This window comes from Bacteroides sp. BFG-606 (genome assembly GCF_024788145.1).
GTDB lineage: Bacteria > Bacteroidota > Bacteroidia > Bacteroidales > Bacteroidaceae > Bacteroides > Bacteroides vicugnae.
Map to the genome: position 1 here is coordinate 5,134,300 of NZ_JANUIL010000001.1, position 20,448 is coordinate 5,154,747.

The following is a 20,448-nucleotide window of genomic DNA, read 5'->3' on the forward strand; positions in this document are numbered from 1 at the left end:
GAAGATTGTCCGATAAATTGGCACTCTATGATTTAAATTAGAGCCCCAGCTCTTCGCGAAGAAACTTAGGTGTATATCCTTTAGGGCTCTTCGCAACTTCTTCCGGTGTTCCGTGACTAAGGAGTTCTCCCCCGCCCTTACCACCTTCAGGGCCCATATCGATAATATAATCCGCCATTTTAATCACATCCAGATTATGCTCGATGACGATAACAGTATTACCTTTATCTACAAGCTTATTCAATACTCCCATCAATACACGGATATCTTCAAAATGAAGTCCGGTAGTCGGTTCGTCAAGGATATAAAGAGTTTTGCCCGTATCTCTTTTTGATAGCTCCGTTGCCAGTTTCACACGCTGGCTTTCTCCACCGGAAAGAGTGGTAGAAGATTGTCCCAGTTTTATATATCCGAGTCCGACATCCTGCAAGACTTTAATCTTATTCAAGATTTGCGGCACATTTTCAAAGAATTCCACAGCACGGTTGATCGTCATGTCAAGTACATCGGCAATTGATTTTCCCTTGAAACGTACTTCCAGTGTTTCCCGGTTATAACGTTTACCGTGACAAACCTCACAAGGCACATATACATCAGGAAGGAAATTCATTTCAATCGTCTTATAACCATTTCCCGTACATGCTTCACAACGCCCACCTGCAACATTAAAGGAGAAACGTCCCGGTTTATAACCGCGAATTTTAGCTTCCGGCAGACCTACAAACAGGTTACGGATATCAGAAAACACACCGGTATAAGTCGCAGGATTGGAGCGTGGTGTACGTCCCAAAGGTGATTGATCCACATCTACTACCTTATCTATATTTTCCAGCCCTTCAATCGAATCGTATTCCAAAGGATCTTGTAAGGAACGATAGAACTTCTGTGAAAGAATCGGTTGCAAAGTTTCATTAATCAAGGTAGATTTTCCACTTCCTGATACACCAGTTACGCAAATCAGTTTACCTAACGGAAATTCAACATCTACATTCTTCAGGTTATTCCCCTTCGCTCCTTTCAGCCAGATAGATTTCCCATTTCCTTTTCTACGCTTGGCAGGGATTTCTATCTTCATCTTGCCATTCAGATATTGCGAAGTCATCGTATCTGTATTCAGCATTTCCTGCGGAGTTCCGGCGAAAACGACTTCGCCTCCGAGACGTCCGGCTTTCGGACCCATATCGATGACATAGTCGGCAGCCAGCATCATATCCTTATCATGTTCCACTACAATCACGGAGTTCCCCATGTCGCGGAGTTCTTTCAACGAGTTGATAAGACGCAGATTATCACGTTGATGCAGACCGATACTCGGCTCGTCGAGAATATAAAGTACATTCACTAATTGCGAACCAATCTGTGTAGCCAAACGGATACGCTGACTCTCACCACCGGAAAGACTAACAGAGCTACGATTCAATGCCAGATAATCTAACCCCACGTCCAGCAAGAACTTCAAACGGGTGCGAATCTCTTTCAGAATCTCCACCGATATTTTCTTCTGCTTATCGGACAGGAACTCATCCACCTTCATCAACCAGTCGTACAATTCATTGATGTCCATATTCGCCAACTCATTGATATTCTTATCATGGATACGGAAATGCAAAGCTTCCTTATTCAAACGAGCCCCTTTACATTCGGGACAAACCGTTGTTTTGGCAAATTGTTCCGCCCATTTCTGTGCTGTTGCAGAAGCATCCTTTTCCTGTAACATCTGAATATACTTCACCACTCCTTCGTAAGTAACAAAGTAATCGGAGGAAGTACCGATCAACGAACTCTTGATTTTAATCCGTTCATCAGAACCGTACAAGACTTCATCAATCGCATCGTCCGGCAACTCCTTTATCGGAGTTTTCAGTGTTGCGTCGTACTTTTCGAGCAAAGCACCGATTTGCCAGAAAATCATCGCATTCTTATATTTTCCCAAAGGTGCTATCGCTCCTTCATAAATGGAAAGTTCACGATCGGGAATCACTTTGTCCACATCAATCTGATTGACTACTCCCAATCCCTTACACTTCGGACATGCTCCTTGCGGTGAATTGAATGAGAAGTTATGCGGAGCCGGTTCACGATAAGACAATCCGGTGACGGGACACATGAGCCGTTTACTATAATGACGGATGCTTTCAGACTGGGCATCCAGAATCATCATCAACCCGTCTCCCTGACGCATAGCGGTTGCCACACTCTGTTTCAAACGCCGGTCATCTTTCTCCGCTACCACTAATTTATCAATAACCACTTCTACATCGTGATTTTTATAGCGGTCGAGTTTCATGCCATGCGTTATTTCACGCACTTCACCATCCACCCGTACATACAGGTATCCTTTTTTACGTATTTGTTCGAAAAGTTCCCTGTAATGTCCCTTACGTGAACGAACTAGCGGAGCCAGCAGATATATTTTCTTTCCTTTATAATCTTTCAGAATCAAGTCCAGAATCTGCTCTTCGGTATATTTCACCATCTCCTCACCCGACAGATACGAATAAGCCACTCCCGCACGGGCATACAGCAAACGGAGATAATCATATATCTCCGTAGTCGTTCCTACAGTAGAACGGGGATTTTTATTCGTTGTTTTCTGCTCAATGGAGATAACCGGACTCAAACCAGTTATCTTATCGACATCCGGACGCTCCAGATTGCCCAAGAAGTTACGGGCATACGCTGAAAAAGTTTCGATATAGCGACGCTGTCCTTCGGCAAAAATCGTATCGAAGGCTAAAGAAGATTTTCCACTACCGCTCAATCCGGTGATAACAGTCAAACTGTTACGGGGAATTTCGGCATCAATATCCTTTAAATTGTGCACGCGCGCACCGTACACATTAATATATTCTGTTTCCTGCATATTCATATCCTTCCATAAATGTTGCAAAATTAATGTTTCCGCCCGAAATATGCTCCTAAAAAAGCACAATATTATTTTCTTAACTCAAATCTTATGAAGATATAGGGCATTATTTGTACCTTTGTTCCTTGATTTCAAGAACCAATAGTTATAATTTGATGAAACCGATAAACCGTATATTCTTATTTTTGCTTTTTATAAGCGTTTCATATGCTATCAGTTATGCACAAGAAAACCAATCCTATTTCTTGCATACCATCGAAAAAGGACAAAGTTTATACTCCATCTCCAAGATGTATAATGTCACTACATCAGACATCATACGTCTGAATCCGGGCTGTGACGAAAAGATCTATGCCGGACAGACAATCAAAATTCCTACGGGGAAAGAGAGTCAGAAGGGAGAAACATTCCATACGATTCAAGCCGGAGAAACACTATACAAACTGACAACCATGTATAATGTATCCGCCAAAGATATTTGTGAAGCAAACCCCGGTTTGAGTGCCGAAAATTTCCGTATCGGACAGGTTATCCTGATTCCGCAGAAAAAAGAAGAGCAAACTGCCACTCCAACGCCTACTGAACAGACCACCATTCAAGGCCCTGTTGTTCCGAGATGCAAGGATATGCATAAGGTAAAGCGCAAAGAGACTATTTTTAGCGTGAGTCGTGAATATGGAATCAGCGAGCAGGAGTTAATTGCGGCTAACCCGGAACTGAAAAAAAGCATGAAAAAGGGACAATTCCTTTGCATCCCTTACCCGGCAGCAACGACCGTGCAACCTACACAGAAGGAAGATCCTTACGCTATTCCTCCCAGCAATAGCGAGCTTTTCCGCAAAAGTAAAGAGACTCCCCAAAAGCTGTCTACCATTAAAGCAGCTTTATTGTTGCCTTTCCAGGAAGACAAACGCATGGTGGAATATTACGAAGGTTTCCTGATGGCAGTAGACAGTCTGAAGCGTACAGGTATTTCTCTTGATCTATATGTATATGATTGCGGAAAAGACGTTTCTACATTAAATACGATTCTTGCCAAGAACGAGATGAAAAGTATGAATATCATCTTCGGTCCGATGCATCAGAATCAAATAAAGCCATTGTCCGACTTCGCAGAGAAGAACGACATACGCCTGGTGATTCCTTTCTCTCAAAAAGGAGAAGAGGTATTCAACAACCCGGCAGTTTATCAGATCAACACACCTCAATCTTACTTATATTCAGAGGTTTATGAACACTTCACCCGTCAATTCCCCAATGCAAACGTTATCTTCATAGAACCGGTGAGCGTTGACAAGGAGAAAGCGGAATTTATCAGCGGCTTGAAACAAGAGTTGAAAAGCAAAGGCATCTCTATGAAAACTGTCAGCGAAAGCGCAACGAAAGAAACGCTGAAAGCAGCGCTCCGCAGTGATAAAGAAAACATCTTTATTCCGACATCAGGCAACAACGTCTTACTGATTAAGATACTTCCTCAACTGACGCTGTTAGTCAGAGAGAATCCTGCAGAGAATATTCATCTGTTTGGCTATCCGGAATGGCAGACCTATACCAGAGATCATCTGGAAAATTTCTTTGAGTTGGATGTATATTTCTATTCTTCATTCTATACAAATACGTTGTTCCCGGCAGCTGTGCAGTTTACCAACGCTTACCATAAATGGTATAGCAAAGACTTGGCAAGCAAATACCCTAATTACGCAATGCTGGGTTTTGACACCGTTTTCTTCTTTCTGAAAGGATTATCACTTTACGGCTCGGAACTGGAAAACAATCTGCCTAAAATGAACCTGACTCCTATCCAGACGGGATTCAAATTCCAACGTGTGAATAACTGGGGAGGATTTATTAATAAAAAGGTGTTCTTCATACGTTTCACTAAGAATTTTGAATTAGTAAAACTTGACTTCGAATAATACGAAAATGATAAAGATAAAACCATTTTTGATCGCAACACTCCTACTTACAGGATTTACCCTTCCTGCCGCTGCCCAAATCGGGGAAGCACGAAGCAATTTATCGGTAGGTATCAATGGAGGTGTCAATTTAAACAGTGTTTCTTTTACCCCCACCATCAAGCAAAATAGCCTGATGGGAATTACCGGAGGTTTGACAGCACGTTATATATCCGAGAAGTATTTTGCCATGATTTGTGGTGCACAAGTCGAGTTGAATGTTTCGCAACGAGGTTGGGACCAATTATTTGAAACAATATCACTGGACGCCAACGGATATGAAGTCACTTCGAAGGACCCTACTAAAACTTACACCCGCAAAATGACTTATATAGATATTCCTTTCCTCGCTCACCTCGCTTTCGGACGAGACAGAGGATTGCAATTCTTTGTCCATGCAGGTCCTCAAATCAGCTTTCTAATCAGTGAATCGGAAACAATAAAAGGTATTGACATGAATAGCTTATCTGATACACAGAAAGCCCTATACGGAGTTAAGATTCAAAATAAATTTGACTATGGTATTGCCGGTGGCGGTGGTGTAGAACTTAGAACAAAGAAAGCCGGTAGCTTCATCGTTGAAGGCCGCTATTACTTTGCCCTGTCTGATTTTTACAGCACTACTAAGAAAGATTATTTCGCCCGTGCAGCACATGGTACAATTACCATAAAGCTCACATATTTATTTGATTTGAAGAAATAACCCCTCTTTCAAGGAGGAAGAGATTAAAACCTCTTATTTATAAACAAAATCCCATTCACAACGAACTAAAAAAATCCCCACTAACTCTAAACGAATTAGCGGGGATTTCTATTTCTGGGAGCTTTAGTCCTTTTTATCGTAATCTATCCGCAGCCTTTACCATCACCTCATCCCGTCCGATAGCACGGATAGCCAGTATATTCAGGATGATAGAAACAAGCGGCAAACACAATGCCCAGCCTATACGGAACATATTTTCATCATTCTTCAATGCAAAATAAAAAGCAAGGGCAGCAATGTAATAACCTACCAATAATAAGCTATTGAAAATTGTCATGCGAATCTGCAACATACGGTTCTTGTACAAAAAGATAGTAGCCACAGCTACGATGGTGCTAACCATCAGAATTCCGAATAAGCCCCATGTAGACTGAATAGCACCGTTTACTTCCAATCCTAATGCCTTAAAAGGATGTTCTCCCATTGCATCAATGAAGTAGCCCATCGGCAAACACATGGCTGTAATCAGCAATCCTGCAACAATCAATAAATAAACAGTTTGAATTCGTTGAATCATAAGTATTCTAAATAGTAGTTGAGTTAAACAATAATAGCCAAGCAATAAGGAGTAGGGATCATCATCCCACTTACTACTTGACTATCAAATTCTTCGTCAGAAAATAAATTACTGAAGTTTTTCTTTCTCCTTAGCCGGATTTCTATAATATATTTTCCCTTCGATGTATTCTTGCGTAGCAATCAAGTCCGGTTTCGGCAATTTCTCATAATAACGAGAAATTTCGATTTGCTCTCTATTTTCAAACACTTCTTCCAAATTGTCATTGTAAGAAGCAAACTCTGCCAGTTTCTTAGAAAGATCGTTTTTGATTTCTACACTGATCTGATTAGCACGCTTACCAATAATGGCAACTGTTTCATAAACATTACCTGTATCAGCACAGAGTTCCATCATGTCACGGGTTACTGTTGTAGCAGGAGCATTCGTTTTTTTGTAGTCCATAAATCTATTTAAATTTAGTCTTTAATTACTTTTTGTGATTCATTGAATATCTTCTCGGCTTCTTTCAAATATTTACTTTCAGGAAATTCATTCTTAAAAGCGTAATATTCATCAATCGTTTCGCGGTAACGATCCATCTTCTTGTCCTCAACGCTATAGATAGCCATTTCGTGTCTTGCACGCAGAACCAAAATGGAAAGTTCTTCACGATAATCAGTATAAGGATAATCCTTCAATGCATTTTGAGCTGTGATTACACAAGACTCATAGTTATTGCCCAAATAATTACCCAGATTATAATATAGCCTTGCTGAATAAAGCTCTTTCAAAACCAGTTTATCCTGTAAAGCAAAAATCATATCCTGTGCTTCCTGCTTCTTTGTGCTGTTCGGGAAATACTCCATGAACATCTGCAGCTGCTGGATAGCCTGATAAGTGCTTGACTGATCCAAACGTGGTTCCGGAGTATCCAGGAATAAAGCCTTACCTGCATGGAAACGTGCCAGTTCGGTAAAAGTACCACGAGGATATGTATTGAAATAGGTGATAAATGTCTGGGCAGCTGTCTGATAATCTTTCTGATTATAGTAGCTCATTCCCAACATATACAAAGATTCTTCCGCTTTATCAGTTCCTTTCAGAATGGTTATCAACTCATTCAACAACGTGGCTGAACGATTATACTGTCCCTTCGCAAAATAGTTTTTGGCGGCTTCGTACTTGTATTCGTAATCGGTGCTTTTCAGCAATTTATTATACTCTCCACATGATGTAAGAGTAGCCGCCGCAAGCAAAGTTATAATGATATTTTTCTTCATCCTATTTTAAAATAATGCGCAAAGTTACTTATTCGCTGGGAATTTAGCAATTAATCTGTGTTTTTTAATACATAAAAGGCGTTAAACATCGACAAAAGGAGAGAAAATGACGTCGAATTGCAAACGACAAACTATAAACAGCAGATTATAAACGACTCGCAATAGTGACGGTATGTGTTCGGGATAGTGACGGTATCGTTAGCATATACCGTCGCTATCTTCACTGGATAGCGTCACTATATTTATAGTAAAAACGGTAAGCAGTTGCGTTGTCCTTGAGTTGGATAACACAACTGTTTACCGTTCATTATTTATTGCTCACTGTTATATTTACAGTTTATACAAGTCACTTGCAGCCAATAGATCGACTTTCTTATCTTTCAGTACCTCGATACATTTATCCAGGTTGCTGGGGCGGATCACTACATTTGCAATATGGTTATTGGCAAACGAATACATATATTCAATAAATACGCCCTCTTCTGATAAATATCCCAGCACTTTTGCCAAAGCACCCGGCACATTGGGACAGCTTATACCTACTACATCAGTCACATTCACTGCAAAATGATTATCTTTTAAAGCTTTGTATGCTCTATCCGGATCAGATACAATTCCACGCAAAATACCAAAATCAGCATTTTCGGCAATGCACAAGGCAGAAAGGTTGATATTTTCTTTCGCCAGCACTTCAGTCACTTCCGTCAAACGGCCTGACTTATTTTCCAAAAAAATAGAAAGTTGTTTTGCTACCATCATTGTTAAGTATTAAGTATTAAGTTTTAAGTATTGGCATCAAGTATCAAGTTTTAAGTTTTAAGTATTAGCTATGCAGACATATGCCAATGGCTGCGATAATACTTGATACTTAATACTTGTTTCCCAATACTTATTTACATTTTTCTGTTATCAATTACACGTTTCGCTTTACCTACGCTGCGTTCAATGCTGCGAGGCTCTACCAGTTTCACGTTGACTCCCAGTCCGAGTACGCTTTGCAAACGTCCTCCCAGTTTCTTCTTCAAAGCCAGCATTTTGTTGATCTCATCCGAATAGAATTCCGGACGTACTTCAACCTGGAGTTCCATTGTATCGGTATTGTTTTCACGACCCACTATCAACAAATAATGCGGTTCAAACTCTTCCATTTCAAGAATGACTGATTCAATCTGCGTCGGGAATACATTCACACCGCGGATAATCAACATATCATCACTACGTCCCAAAATACGATCCATACGTACCAATGTACGGCCACAGGAGCATTTATCATGATGCAAAGCCGTCAAATCACGCGTACGGTAACGAAGCAACGGCATACCCTCTTTGGTTAAATGAGTGAATACCAGTTCGCCCGTTTGACCGGATTCCACCGGTTGCAATGTATTCGGGTCGATGATTTCCGGGAAGTAATGGTCTTCATTCAAGTGAGTCCCGTGCTGACATTCGCACTCGTACCCGACACCCGGTCCGGCAATCTCACTCAATCCATAAATATCGTATGCTTTGATTCCCAACTTTTCTTCTATCTCATGACGCATATTTTCCGTCCAGGGTTCTGCACCGAAAGCACCGACTTTCAGTTTGAATTCTTCACGTGGTAAACCGGAATCTTTGATAGCATCTGCCAGATAAAGCGCATAGGAAGGAGTACAACAAAGCACTGTCGATCCGAAATCGTGCATCAAGGTTATCTGTTTTTCCGTGTTGCCACTGGACATCGGAATAACAGAAGCACCGATATTTTCGGCTCCTGCATGTGCTCCCAATCCTCCCGTAAACAGTCCGTATCCATAAGATACCTGAAAAATATCAGAACGTCCCGCTCCATAAGCGGTAAAAGCACGCGATATACATTCCGCCCATGAAGCCAAGTCCTTACGGGTATATCCGACAACCGTAGGTTTTCCGGTTGTTCCGGAAGAAGCATGAATACGTACAATCTGGCTCATCGGCACGGCACAAAGTCCGAACGGATAATTATCTCTTAAATCATGTTTCGTGGTAAACGGCAGTTTTACAATATCATCAATCGTATTGATGTCATCGGGAGTAATCCCCATTTCCTGCATCTTCTTTCGATAGAAAGGTGTATTGTGATAGACGTAATCTACAATTTTCTTGAGTCGTATGCTTTGAATCTTGCGAAGACTTTCGCGGTCCATACACTCAATGCTCTCATTCCAAATCATGTGTTTCCGGTATTACTAGTTGTATGAATCTGTTTTTTGATATTAATATGTTGCAAAGTAAAGGATTTATTTGGAAAAATGATTTGTTATCTCGATTATTTTACCGAATATTGCTCCACTTTTTAGGATTTAACTATGAATTATGAACTAACATCAGCTTACAAACCTACCGGAGATCAGCCGGAAGCTATAGCACAACTTACTGAAGGGGTACTTCAGGGAGTTCCCGCACAGACTTTATTGGGAGTGACCGGGTCGGGAAAAACATTTACCATTGCCAATGTAATCGCCAATATCAATAAACCCACCTTGATTTTGAGCCATAACAAAACACTGGCTGCCCAGCTATATAGTGAGTTTAAAGGATTTTTCCCCAATAATGCGGTAGAATATTACGTTTCTTACTATGATTATTACCAGCCGGAAGCTTATCTGCCGAGCAGTGATACATATATAGAGAAGGACCTCGCCATCAATGACGAAATCGACAAGCTCCGACTCGCTACCACTTCCGCCCTACTCTCCGGGCGAAAAGACGTGGTAGTGGTTTCTTCGGTATCTTGTATCTACGGTATGGGAAATCCTTCGGACTTCTACAAAAATGTCATCGAAATAGAACGGGGACGGATGATGGACCGCAATGTGTTTCTACGTCGTTTGGTAGACAGTTTGTATGTCCGCAATGATATTGACTTGAACCGTGGAAATTTCCGGGTCAAGGGCGACACGGTGGATATTTATCTGGCTTATACCGACAACCTGCTCCGTATCACCTTCTGGGGAGATGAGATTGACGGTATCGAAGAGGTAGACCCCATCACAGGAGTCACTATCGCGCCATTTGACGCCTATAAGATTTATCCGGCCAACCTGTTCATGACTACCAAAGAGGCTACTCTCCGCGCTATTCATGAAATAGAGGATGATTTGACCAAACAAGTAGCTTTCTTCGAATCTATCGGCAAAGAATACGAGGCCAAGCGATTGTATGAGCGAGTAACTTACGATATGGAGATGATCCGGGAATTGGGACATTGTTCCGGAATTGAGAATTACTCCCGTTATTTCGACGGCCGTGCTGCCGGTACCCGCCCCTATTGTTTGCTCGATTTCTTTCCGGATGATTTCCTGATCGTTATCGACGAAAGCCACGTAAGCGTACCCCAAATCCGTGCAATGTATGGAGGAGACCGTGCGCGAAAAATCAATCTTGTGGAATATGGTTTCCGATTGCCTGCCGCTATGGACAACCGCCCGTTGAAATTTGAAGAGTTTCAGGAGATGGCAAAACAAGTAATCTACGTCAGTGCTACACCGGCGGATTATGAATTGATTCAGTCGGAAGGTATCGTCGTGGAACAGGTGATTCGTCCTACCGGTCTGCTTGATCCTATCATCGAAGTGCGTCCGAGCCTCAATCAGATTGACGATTTAATGGAAGAAATCCAGCTCCGTATTGAAAAGGAAGAACGTGTACTCGTCACTACACTAACCAAACGAATGGCAGAAGAACTGGCAGAATATCTTCTTAATAATAATGTGAGATGTACCTATATCCATAGCGATGTCGACACACTGGAACGTGTGAAGATTATGGATGATCTCCGGCAAGGAGTTTATGACGTACTTATCGGAGTGAACCTGCTTCGTGAGGGTCTCGACCTTCCGGAAGTGTCTCTCGTCGCTATTCTCGATGCAGACAAAGAAGGGTTCCTCCGCTCCCACCGTTCGTTGACACAAACTGCGGGACGTGCCGCGCGTAATGTGAACGGTAAGGTAATCATGTATGCTGATAAGATGACGGATAGCATGAAACTGACGATTGATGAAACGAACCGTCGCCGCGAAAAGCAGTTGGCATATAATGAGGCAAACGGAATTACCCCGCAACAGATTAAAAAGGCCAGAAACTTGTCTGTATTCGGCAATGCAAAAGAGGCAGATGAACTGTTAAAAGAAAGACATGCTTATATAGAACCTTCTACTCCGAATATCGCCGCAGATCCGGTAGTGCAGTATATGAGTAAAGCGCAAATGGAAAAGAGTATCGAGCGTACCCGCAAACTGATGCAGGAAGCAGCCAAGAAACTCGAATTTATCGAAGCCGCACAATATCGTGACGAATTATTGAAACTGGAGGACTTGATGAAAGAGAAATGGGGATAAAATTTCCCCATTGTTCACCTATCATAGCCTGATTGTTAAGGGTTGAAACTCTTAACAAACCTGTAACTTCGTATTTAGTCTATTAATTAGTGTTATAAAAACACCTGTTAAGGGCTGATAATTTGCAAAGTTACCGGAATCCCGTATCTTTGCACTGTGTTTTTCATAGTATTAGATTTAAGGTTAACAAAGGTTGGAGCAAGGCGTTGCTCCTTTTTTTATGTCTATACGCCTCAGCTGGAAAGATATAACGGAAACTCTCTAAAGAATAAATAAGGAGGATTGCAGATATAGACTGATCGTTCATTACGACTGAATCTATTCCTGCAATCCTCCCCATTTTTTATAGTTGGATTACTCCTACTTCAAGTGATGATAAATCAAAGCGCCTTCTCTATGGCATTTTTAATCAACGGTTCCATAATATCATATCCCTCGCTCGTCGGATGAACTCCATCTTTAGTATATTGAGGATTCAAGGCCTGGTTTTCGTCAACCACCATTGCTTTGTAATAATTAACAAACGGAATTTTATTTGCTTTTGCATAAGCCTCTATCCGGTCATTTAAAGATTTAATTTTCTGCGGAGCATCTTTTATTTCCATTCTCCACTTAAATGCTGCAGCAGGCAATACGGAAGTCAAAATTACTTTTATTTTATTTGCTTTCGCCAGTTCCGCCATAGAAACGATGTTTCCGAATGTATAATCTTCATTATAAGCTTGTGTATTTTCAGCGACATCATTTGTTCCGGCATTAATCACCACTAAAGCAGGAGAAAGATTAATCACATCTTCCCGAAAACGTAACAAGAATTGATAGGAAGTCTGCCCACTGATTCCACGGCCAATATAACCGTTTGATTTGAAAAAATCCGGATGAGTCCTTACCCATCCTTCCGTAATGGAATTTCCCATGAAAATAACCCGTTTGTCTTTCTTGGTCGCTTGTGGAAGTGCAGCATTTTCTTTTGAATAACGACGTAGATTAGCAAAATCATTTTTCTGTGCATAGCTTTCTCCTATCGAGAAACTCAAGCAAACAACAGCCAATAATATCCATTGGCCCCATCTTCTTTTATCCATGTTTATATTAAGTATTAGTAATATAATATTTTATGCAAAGATAAAAAAAACTCCATATATAGGCATCCAAAACAACAAATAACCGTTAAGTCGAAGGAGTTTTTTCTTAATCTATGTTATATAACATGCGTTTTTTCTTGGATTATTTGCTAATTCCATAGCAGTCCGTATCTTTGCACTGTGTTTTTCATAGTATTAGATTTAAGGTTAACAAAGGTTGGAGCAAGGCGTTGCTCCTTTTTTTATGTCTATATGCTTGATTTCTTAAAAAAGAATGGTATTTTTGTAAAGTCACAATTATTATCCGAAACATGAAACGCAAACTACTTTATACCACTCTAATAATAGCTATCCTGTGTGTAATCAGCATAATTGTATGTAACAGGACAATCAAGAAACACACAGTCTCCAAACTATATACGGAAGTAAATACTATCCCCTCCAACAATGTAGGATTACTTCTCGGAACTTCTCCCAAGTTGAAAAATGGAAATAACAATTTATATTTCGATTATCGGATTCTTGCAACAGTAGAGTTATATAAAGCCGGGAAAATTAAATATATCCTCATCAGTGGCGATAACCGTAAAGAGGATTACAATGAACCGGAAGAAATGAAGAAAGCACTCATGCAAAAAGGTATTCCTGAAAAATCCATTTATTTAGATTATGCCGGATTCCGGACTCTCGACTCTGTTGTACGTGCCAAAGAGGTGTTTGGACAAAATCGTCTGACCATCATCTCCCAACGATTCCATAACGAACGAGCAATCTATCTTGCAGAGAAAAATGGAATAGACGCCATCGGGTACAACGCCCAAAATGTAAATGCTTATGCCGGACTGAAAACTAACATCCGGGAATTACTCGCAAGAGTCAAAATGTTCATAGATTTAGGAACAGATAAACAACCTCATTTCTTGGGAGAGAAAATCATTATTGAAAACAATAAATGACTAAATATAAAATGCCATGAATAAACACAAAAGATAAAACCTATGAGACATCAACAAAATAAGAAAAAAACAGCCTGGAAGAAAAGTCGCACCTTTGGTGACATTAAAGGAGGAAGAATGCGAATCAAATTAAAGGACAATATAGTGAAAAGAGAACACTCTTTATTAAAACCAACAGAATTTGATAAATGCCCCATTTATATAATGGAAAATCCGTCCAGAGATTTCTATTTTCCAATAACAATAGACCATATTGAAAGTGTATTGAATCAATTACCCGAAAAAGATGTATCATGTATAACACACATATGGCTACGCAAACCTAATTCTAAAGTAAATTGCCAAGGTTATTTTACTACGGGTAGTGGAGTATATGCCATTATATTATATCCATTTCCTAAAAACAACAAAATCTCCATAGGAAAAAGCAAACCCAGTCACAAACTACTGACATGGTATAAAGGCTATGCGTCTGAACCTGTAAAAGAACGAGGTAACTGGTATATTGAATTCACAGAAGAAAGTGCAAGAAGATATTATCTTGAACGTTTATTAATGCATGAAATCGGACATTGTGTCAATACATGGTCAGTTTATAATAAAACAGTAAACTACAAATCAGAAAATAGTGCAGATAATTATGCTTTGAATAATAAACTTGAAATAACTTATTAAATTATGCAACAGCAAATTCAGCTCAACGATCACAACAAGCAGGAATACCCTCCTATGCATACAGCAGAGCATTTACTCAATGCAACCATGGTGAAAACCTTTGGCTGCCCACGTTCTCGCAATGCACACATCGAAAGGAAAAAGAGCAAATGTGACTATATACTTTCGTCATGTCCGACAGCGGAACAAATCCAGTCTATTGAAGATAGAGTGAACGAGGTAATCAGTCAGAACCTACCTGTGACTGTTGAGTTTATGACTCATGAACAGGCCAAAGACATCGTAGATTTAAGTAAACTACCTGCCGATGCAAGCGAAACTCTTCGCATTGTCCGCATTGGAGATTATGATACCTGCGCCTGCATCGGATTGCATGTATCCAATACTTCTGAAGTGGGTACCTTCAAAATCATTAGTCATGATTATGACGAAGAAAGGCAAACACTAAGAATAAGATTCAAACTGATCGAGAAGAAGTAAACAGGTTATCAAATTAATATCTATCTTATATAAAATAAATAAAAACAGAATACATTTTGTCACCTGTATTGCAAATTTGGCACTATTACAATGACAAATAGACAATTTTAGTCTCCAAAATCTCTTGGCATAAGGTTTGCATTTATAGAAGCGAACAACGGTTCGAGAGCGGACGATGGAAGGCGGGATAACCGATACCATCGGAAGTGAAAACGCCGAAGTTCAAGATTTATTAATTGAATGTTTAACTTAAAGATAGGAGACTAAAATTATGATGCCTGTTAGAAGAACTCAAGGTTGGTTACCAAGTATCTTTAATGATTTCTTTGATAACGATTGGATGGTAAAAGCAAATGCTACTGCACCTGCAATTAATGTTTTGGAAACAGAAAAAGAATACAAAGTGGAATTGGCTGCTCCTGGTATGACGAAGGATGATTTCAATGTTCGCATTGATGAAGACAACAACCTCGTTATCAGCATGGAGAAGAAGACTGAAAACAAGGAGGAAAAGAAAGACGGTCGCTATCTGCGTCGCGAATTCTCATACTCTAAGTTCCAGCAAACAATGATTCTACCGGACAATGTGGACAAAGAAAAAATTGCTGCATCCGTAGAACATGGCGTTTTAAACATCGAACTTCCTAAACTCTCTGAAGAAGAAGTGAAGAAGCCAAATCGGCAAATCGAAATAAAGTAATACGGTAACCACTTGCTGTTCACCGGAAACGGTGATGAGAAGTAATAAAACAGCTCTTTCCCTGAAAGGGAAACGAGCTGTTTTTATATTATTATTGCAGACAACGCCTCCTTATCGCCCTTAGTTATTCTTCCGATAACTAATCACTGCCCAACTATTAAACACTACTGCAAAAAACAACAATACTCCAAACTGCGGCAGTAAATCAAAGAAACCACTCCCCTTCAAATACACCATTCGCATCACTTCCATAAAATACCTCAAAGGATTGAGCCTGGTAATTATTTGAGCCCATTCCGGCATACTGCTAATAGGAGTAAACAAACCACTCATCAAAATTACAACCAACAAACAGAACCACATAACAAACATAGATTGTTGCATCGTTGCCGAGTAGTTGGAAATAACAAGTCCGAAACCGGACATTACCAAAACGAAAAGAACTGCGAAAAAGTAAATCAATAGAAAATGACCGACTGGCACTATGCCATAAATTAACCAAGCTAATATGAAACATACAGTCAGCACGACAAAACCAATCAACCAGTAAGGCAAGAGCTTTGCCAAAATAAAGACAAATTTCGAAACCGGAGTCACATTAATCTGCTCGATTGTTCCTACTTCCTTCTCACTAACTATATTCAATGCAGGCAAGAAGCCACAAATCAAAGTCAATAACATGACCATCAATGCCGGAATCATATAGAGTTTATAATTCAGATTCGGATTAAACACCCCTTGCGTATCAATGCCTATCGAAGGGAAAGCACCGGAGACTGTAGCAGTTGCAGGATATTCAGAACGCAGTTCGGCTGCATAATCATTAACAATAGAAGATAGATACGAACTCCCCAGCCCTCCTTTTGTTCCATTCACGGCATTGGCTGCTATCAGTATGTGGGCATCTTCTCCATTCATCCAATCCCGTTCCAGATGCCTCGGAATTTCCATCACAATATCCGCCGTTCCAATTTCAATATTCCGTAGGCCTTCTTCATACGAAGCCGGCACTTCCACCAGACGGAAATAGGTAGAGGCGGCAATCTTATTGACTAAACGTTGTGAAACAGCCGAATGGTCATTATCCACAATATTCAGCTGTATATTCTTGATTTCCAGATTTACCGCCCAAGGCATCAGCAGCATAATCATGCATGGAAATACAAGAATCAATTTCGGAAGAAACGAATTGCGAAGCAATTGTTTAAACTCTTTTTCTATCAGGAACTTTATCATAAATAATTCTTCCATTTATCAATCTGCCCATTAGCACACTTGTATAATATTCATACAATCAATTGGCATATCGACATATTATTCCAATCTATACTTAAATTTCTTGATACTGATCGTAATAAGTACCGCCGCCATCAATAACAAGATACCAATCTCTTTATACACCAATGCAACTGGTACTCCTTCAATCATCAGTTTACGCACAGCCTGTATATACCAACGTGCTGGAAGTATATCCGAAATCCATTGAAGTATCACCGGCATACTCTCTATAGGGAAAATCATACCCGATAGAAGCATCGTGGGCATCATCAGCATCAATCCGGAAACCAGCATGGCGGCAACCTGTGTACGTGTGACTGATGAAATCAATAAGCCCAATGCCAAGGATACGAAGATAAACAGCAAAGATACCGTGATTAACCAGAACAAACTTCCTACCACCGGAACATCCAACACAAAGACCGAAAGCAAAAGGATCGTTATCAGATTGACGAACGACAGCACAAAATAAGGTACAGCCTTTGCCAAAATAATAAATAGCGGCTTCACAGGTGAAACCAATAATACTTCCATCGTGCCTGTTTCTTTCTCACGAACAATGGAAATCGAGGTCATCATGGCGCAAATCAGCATCAGAATCAAGCCCATCACTCCCGGAACAAAGTTATAAGCACTCTTCATCTGCGGGTTGTAGAGCAATTTGATATCAGGAGTCAGGCGGGCAGCCGACATATTCGGAGGAATCATCTCCTGGCCTACCATAGAAACGATTCCTGTCGCATAATTAACTTGCGAAGTCGACATATTAGGATCTGTTGCATCTACTATCAGCTGTACACGAGCATCACCCGTATAGAGATCATCCGCAAACCGTTCGCTAAAGACAATCGCCATATCAATTTCATTCTTCAAGAAAGCAGCTTCCATTTCCCGGGGCGAATGAAAACGTGCAGTAACGGTGAAGTATTCACTGGCATCCAAACGATCAATTATTTTTCGCGTTACCACATCATTAGAAGGATCGAGTACCGCCAACCGAACATTTTTCACTTCCGTAGTGATAGCAAAACCGAATAGAATAATTTGCACGACCGGCATCCCCAACAAAATCAGCATCGTTCGCCGGTCACGGAAAATATGATAAAACTCTTTCTTTATAAAAGCTATAAACTGTCTCATAATCAATCTGCTTTGCGCACCGCACCGCGGGCTAATTTCTGAAAAACGTCATCCATCGTTTCCGCACCGAATTGTTGTTTCAGACGGGCAGGTGTATCAAGTGCTTTTATCTGACCGTCTACCATGATAGATATCCGGTTGCAATATTCCGCTTCATCCATATAATGGGTAGTGACAAATACGGTAATACCCTGATCGGCTGCCTGATAGATCAATTCCCAGAACTGCCTTCTCGTAGCAGGGTCTACTCCGCCGGTCGGCTCATCCAGAAAAACGATTCTCGGTTCATGGAATATTGATACTGAAAAAGCCAATTTCTGTTTCCATCCCACCGGAAGGCTCTTCACCAGAGTATCCCGTTCGGCTGTAAGCTCCAAACGATCCAACAATTCTTCTGTCTTCCGTTCTATCTCCTGTTCCTTCATGCCATAAATTCCGGCAAACAGACGGATATTCTCCCACACTTTCAGATCTTCATATAGCGAAAACTTTTGGCTCATATAGCCGATATTTTTCTTTACTTGTTCGGCCTCCCGGTAAATGTCATATCCTGCCACCTTTCCGATGCCTGATGTCGGTTTACTTAATCCGCAAAGCATACGCATAGCTGTCGTCTTTCCTGCTCCATTAGCACCCAGAAAGCCAAATATCTCGCCCCGGTTCACCTGAAAGGAGATATGATCTACTGCGGTAAAATCTCCAAAACACTTTGTCAACTGCTTCACTTCAATGACCGGAGCTACTTCATGCTTCACTTCCTCCCGCTCCAAGGAAGGAGGGCAAAGGATAGACGCAAATTGATGAAGAATACGTTCGGGAGTATCAATGCCATGAATCTGTCCATGATTGATGAAAGCAATCCGGTCACATTGCCGAGCCTCATCCATAATGGGAGTAGAAACGACAATGGTAATACCCTGTTCACGCAAATTTCGGAGCATTTGCCAAAATTCCTTACGTGACACAGGATCCACTCCGGTAGTGGGTTCATCCAGAAATAAAATATCCGGTTTATGAATCAAAGCGCAGCTCAATGCCAGTTTCTGCTTCATACCACCTGACAAAGCTCCTGCCCTTCTTTTCCTGAACGGTTCTATCTGCTGATAGATATCTTTAATTAAATCATAATTCTCCTGAACTGTCGTATGGAACACGGTAGCAAAAAACTCCAGATTCTCTTCTACAGAAAGATCCTGGTAAAGTGAAAAACGACCGGGCATATATCCCACTTTCGTACGAATCTGTTTATAATCCGCTACCACATCCAGCCCGGTAACCATGGCCGTTCCTTTATCCGCCAGCAACAAAGTAGTCAGAATACGGAATAAGGTACTCTTACCGGCACCGTCAGGCCCTATCAGGCCAAAGATTTCTCCCCGTTCCACAACGAAAGAAACTTCTTTCAGCGCCTCCACCTTTCCATAGTTCTTGCCGACTTCTTTCACAACCACTATGGGTTCTCCCTTTTCCATCTCCTTGCGTTTAATTTTTAATCATTAATTTTTCAATGTCACTCCTCCGTACATACCAATCTTCAATGCTCCGTCATTCTTCACGGCAATTTTCACTGCATATACCAGATTAGCACGTTCATTTTTCGTCAAAATCGTTTTGGGAGTGAACTCCGAACGGTCGGAAATCCATGTCACTACCCCCGGATAAGCTTTCTGCTCCGAGTTTCCATAATCAGCATACACAGTTACCTCATCTCCCAATTTCACTTGCGACAACTGTTCGGAGGTAATGTAAGCCCTCAAATACATGCGATCCACTTCAGCCACTTTAAACAAAGGTTTGCCTATCGCCGCCAATTCACCGGCTTCTGCATATTTTGCCAATACTGTACCTTCGATAGGCGACTGGACATGACATTTAGCTAACTGATCCTCCATCTGTGCAACCTGTATGGCAACCGAATTTCCTTGTTCTATCAGGCTATTTGTACTATTCTGCAATGATGATTCCTGTGCGACAAGCTGCCTTTCAAGCAATTTGACTTGTGCATCCCAGTCGTCCAACTGTTTCTGATTCGCCGCTCCAGCAGCAAGCAGGTTTTCCACGCGTTTCTTTTCACGTTCAGCTGTTACTATTTGCTGTTTGGTAGCAGCTATCTGTTTAGCAAGATCCGGACGTTGGCTTTCCACAGATTTCATACTGGCCTCCAGTTGTAATTTCTTCAAATACAATTGCACCGTATCCACCAGTCCAATCTCCTCACCTGCTTTCAGCCTTGTCCCCTCTTCTACCTCCAGTCGCAACAACTTTCCGGCAGCTTCGGCAGAGACTATCACTTCCGTGGCTTCAAACGTACCGGTTGCATCATAGCTGGGTATTCCCTTACCACAAGCAGCCAACATTATCAATGCCACTCCAACCATTCCTATTTTTGTCATTCGTTCCATATCTAAAGAAG

The 20,448-nt window shown here is 41.0% G+C and carries 18 protein-coding genes; 7 read left to right on the forward strand and 11 right to left on the reverse strand.

The features are described from left to right. Nucleotides 1–37: 37 nt before the first annotated feature. A complete protein-coding gene (gene uvrA / locus NXV01_RS19770) occupies nucleotides 38–2,863 on the reverse strand; it encodes an excinuclease ABC subunit UvrA (protein ID WP_074558399.1) in 2,826 nt (941 codons plus the stop codon). A gap of 158 nt (nucleotides 2,864–3,021) precedes the next feature. Here uvrA and NXV01_RS19775 point away from each other — a divergent pair, with 158 nt between their 5' ends. Both NXV01_RS19775 and NXV01_RS19780 read left to right on the forward strand, forming a co-directional pair. Continuing rightward, nucleotides 3,022–4,782, forward strand: coding sequence for a LysM peptidoglycan-binding domain-containing protein (locus tag NXV01_RS19775; RefSeq protein WP_259023115.1), 1,761 nt, complete (start codon nucleotides 3,022–3,024; stop codon nucleotides 4,780–4,782). A gap of 7 nt (nucleotides 4,783–4,789) precedes the next feature. Then, nucleotides 4,790–5,524 carry a porin family protein gene (locus NXV01_RS19780; protein ID WP_148367475.1) on the forward strand — a complete coding sequence of 245 codons (735 nt, stop codon included), beginning with the start codon at nucleotides 4,790–4,792 and terminating at the stop codon, nucleotides 5,522–5,524. Between the two features lie 133 nt (nucleotides 5,525–5,657). On the opposite strand, the gene NXV01_RS19785 is transcribed toward NXV01_RS19780, so the two are convergent. From NXV01_RS19785 to NXV01_RS19805, 5 genes are all read right to left on the reverse strand, one after another. Continuing rightward, the gene (locus NXV01_RS19785) at nucleotides 5,658–6,101 is read right to left on the reverse strand and encodes a DUF4293 domain-containing protein (RefSeq protein WP_074638409.1); all 444 of its coding nucleotides are present in this window, start codon (nucleotides 6,099–6,101) and stop codon (nucleotides 5,658–5,660) included. A 108-nt stretch (nucleotides 6,102–6,209) separates the two neighbouring features. Further along, complete coding sequence (locus NXV01_RS19790; RefSeq protein WP_004299989.1) at nucleotides 6,210–6,545, reverse strand: DNA-directed RNA polymerase subunit omega; 336 nt, start codon at nucleotides 6,543–6,545, stop codon at nucleotides 6,210–6,212. Between the two features lie 14 nt (nucleotides 6,546–6,559). After that, a complete protein-coding gene (locus tag NXV01_RS19795) occupies nucleotides 6,560–7,363 on the reverse strand; it encodes an outer membrane protein assembly factor BamD (RefSeq protein ID WP_004299990.1) in 804 nt (267 codons plus the stop codon). Between the two features lie 330 nt (nucleotides 7,364–7,693). Beyond that, nucleotides 7,694–8,119, reverse strand: a complete 426-nt coding sequence (locus tag NXV01_RS19800; protein ID WP_148367570.1) for an amino acid-binding protein — start codon at nucleotides 8,117–8,119, stop codon at nucleotides 7,694–7,696. A 137-nt stretch (nucleotides 8,120–8,256) separates the two neighbouring features. Continuing rightward, nucleotides 8,257–9,555, reverse strand: coding sequence for a phenylacetate--CoA ligase family protein (locus NXV01_RS19805; RefSeq protein WP_074558373.1), 1,299 nt, complete (start codon nucleotides 9,553–9,555; stop codon nucleotides 8,257–8,259). Between the two features lie 135 nt (nucleotides 9,556–9,690). On the opposite strand from NXV01_RS19805, the gene uvrB reads away from it, so the two are divergent. After that, complete coding sequence (gene uvrB, locus NXV01_RS19810; RefSeq protein WP_074638405.1) at nucleotides 9,691–11,721, forward strand: excinuclease ABC subunit UvrB; 2,031 nt, start codon at nucleotides 9,691–9,693, stop codon at nucleotides 11,719–11,721. Nucleotides 11,722–12,101: 380 nt separating this feature from the next. Here the strand turns inward: uvrB and NXV01_RS19815 are convergent, their stop codons facing one another. Next, nucleotides 12,102–12,806, reverse strand: coding sequence for an SGNH/GDSL hydrolase family protein (locus tag NXV01_RS19815; protein WP_074558376.1), 705 nt, complete (start codon nucleotides 12,804–12,806; stop codon nucleotides 12,102–12,104). Between the two features lie 311 nt (nucleotides 12,807–13,117). Between NXV01_RS19815 and NXV01_RS19820 the strand changes: the two genes are divergently transcribed. From NXV01_RS19820 to NXV01_RS19835, 4 genes are all read left to right on the forward strand, one after another. Further along, nucleotides 13,118–13,762 (forward strand): vancomycin high temperature exclusion protein, encoded by a 645-nt coding sequence (locus NXV01_RS19820; protein ID WP_074558377.1) that lies wholly within the window; start codon nucleotides 13,118–13,120, stop codon nucleotides 13,760–13,762. Between the two features lie 42 nt (nucleotides 13,763–13,804). Beyond that, nucleotides 13,805–14,437 (forward strand): hypothetical protein, encoded by a 633-nt coding sequence (locus NXV01_RS19825; RefSeq protein WP_074558378.1) that lies wholly within the window; start codon nucleotides 13,805–13,807, stop codon nucleotides 14,435–14,437. A 3-nt stretch (nucleotides 14,438–14,440) separates the two neighbouring features. Next, on the forward strand, nucleotides 14,441–14,917 hold the full coding sequence (locus tag NXV01_RS19830; protein ID WP_217722157.1) for a hypothetical protein: 477 nt from the start codon (nucleotides 14,441–14,443) through the stop codon (nucleotides 14,915–14,917). A 271-nt stretch (nucleotides 14,918–15,188) separates the two neighbouring features. Continuing rightward, nucleotides 15,189–15,617: an Hsp20/alpha crystallin family protein gene (locus NXV01_RS19835; RefSeq protein ID WP_139164968.1), complete on the forward strand. Its 429-nt coding sequence runs from the start codon at nucleotides 15,189–15,191 to the stop codon at nucleotides 15,615–15,617. Nucleotides 15,618–15,737: 120 nt separating this feature from the next. Here NXV01_RS19835 and NXV01_RS19840 read toward each other — a convergent pair whose 3' ends face one another. From NXV01_RS19840 to NXV01_RS19855, 4 genes are all read right to left on the reverse strand, one after another. Beyond that, a complete protein-coding gene (locus NXV01_RS19840; RefSeq protein WP_148367573.1) occupies nucleotides 15,738–16,853 on the reverse strand; it encodes an ABC transporter permease in 1,116 nt (371 codons plus the stop codon). 78 nt (nucleotides 16,854–16,931) lie between these two features. Continuing rightward, nucleotides 16,932–18,035 (reverse strand): ABC transporter permease, encoded by a 1,104-nt coding sequence (locus NXV01_RS19845; protein WP_217722159.1) that lies wholly within the window; start codon nucleotides 18,033–18,035, stop codon nucleotides 16,932–16,934. Nucleotides 18,036–18,037: 2 nt separating this feature from the next. Then, a complete protein-coding gene (locus NXV01_RS19850; RefSeq protein WP_099146955.1) occupies nucleotides 18,038–19,507 on the reverse strand; it encodes an ATP-binding cassette domain-containing protein in 1,470 nt (489 codons plus the stop codon). A gap of 24 nt (nucleotides 19,508–19,531) precedes the next feature. Then, nucleotides 19,532–20,437: an HlyD family secretion protein gene (locus NXV01_RS19855; RefSeq protein ID WP_148367575.1), complete on the reverse strand. Its 906-nt coding sequence runs from the start codon at nucleotides 20,435–20,437 to the stop codon at nucleotides 19,532–19,534. Between the last annotated feature and the right edge of the window lie 11 nt (nucleotides 20,438–20,448).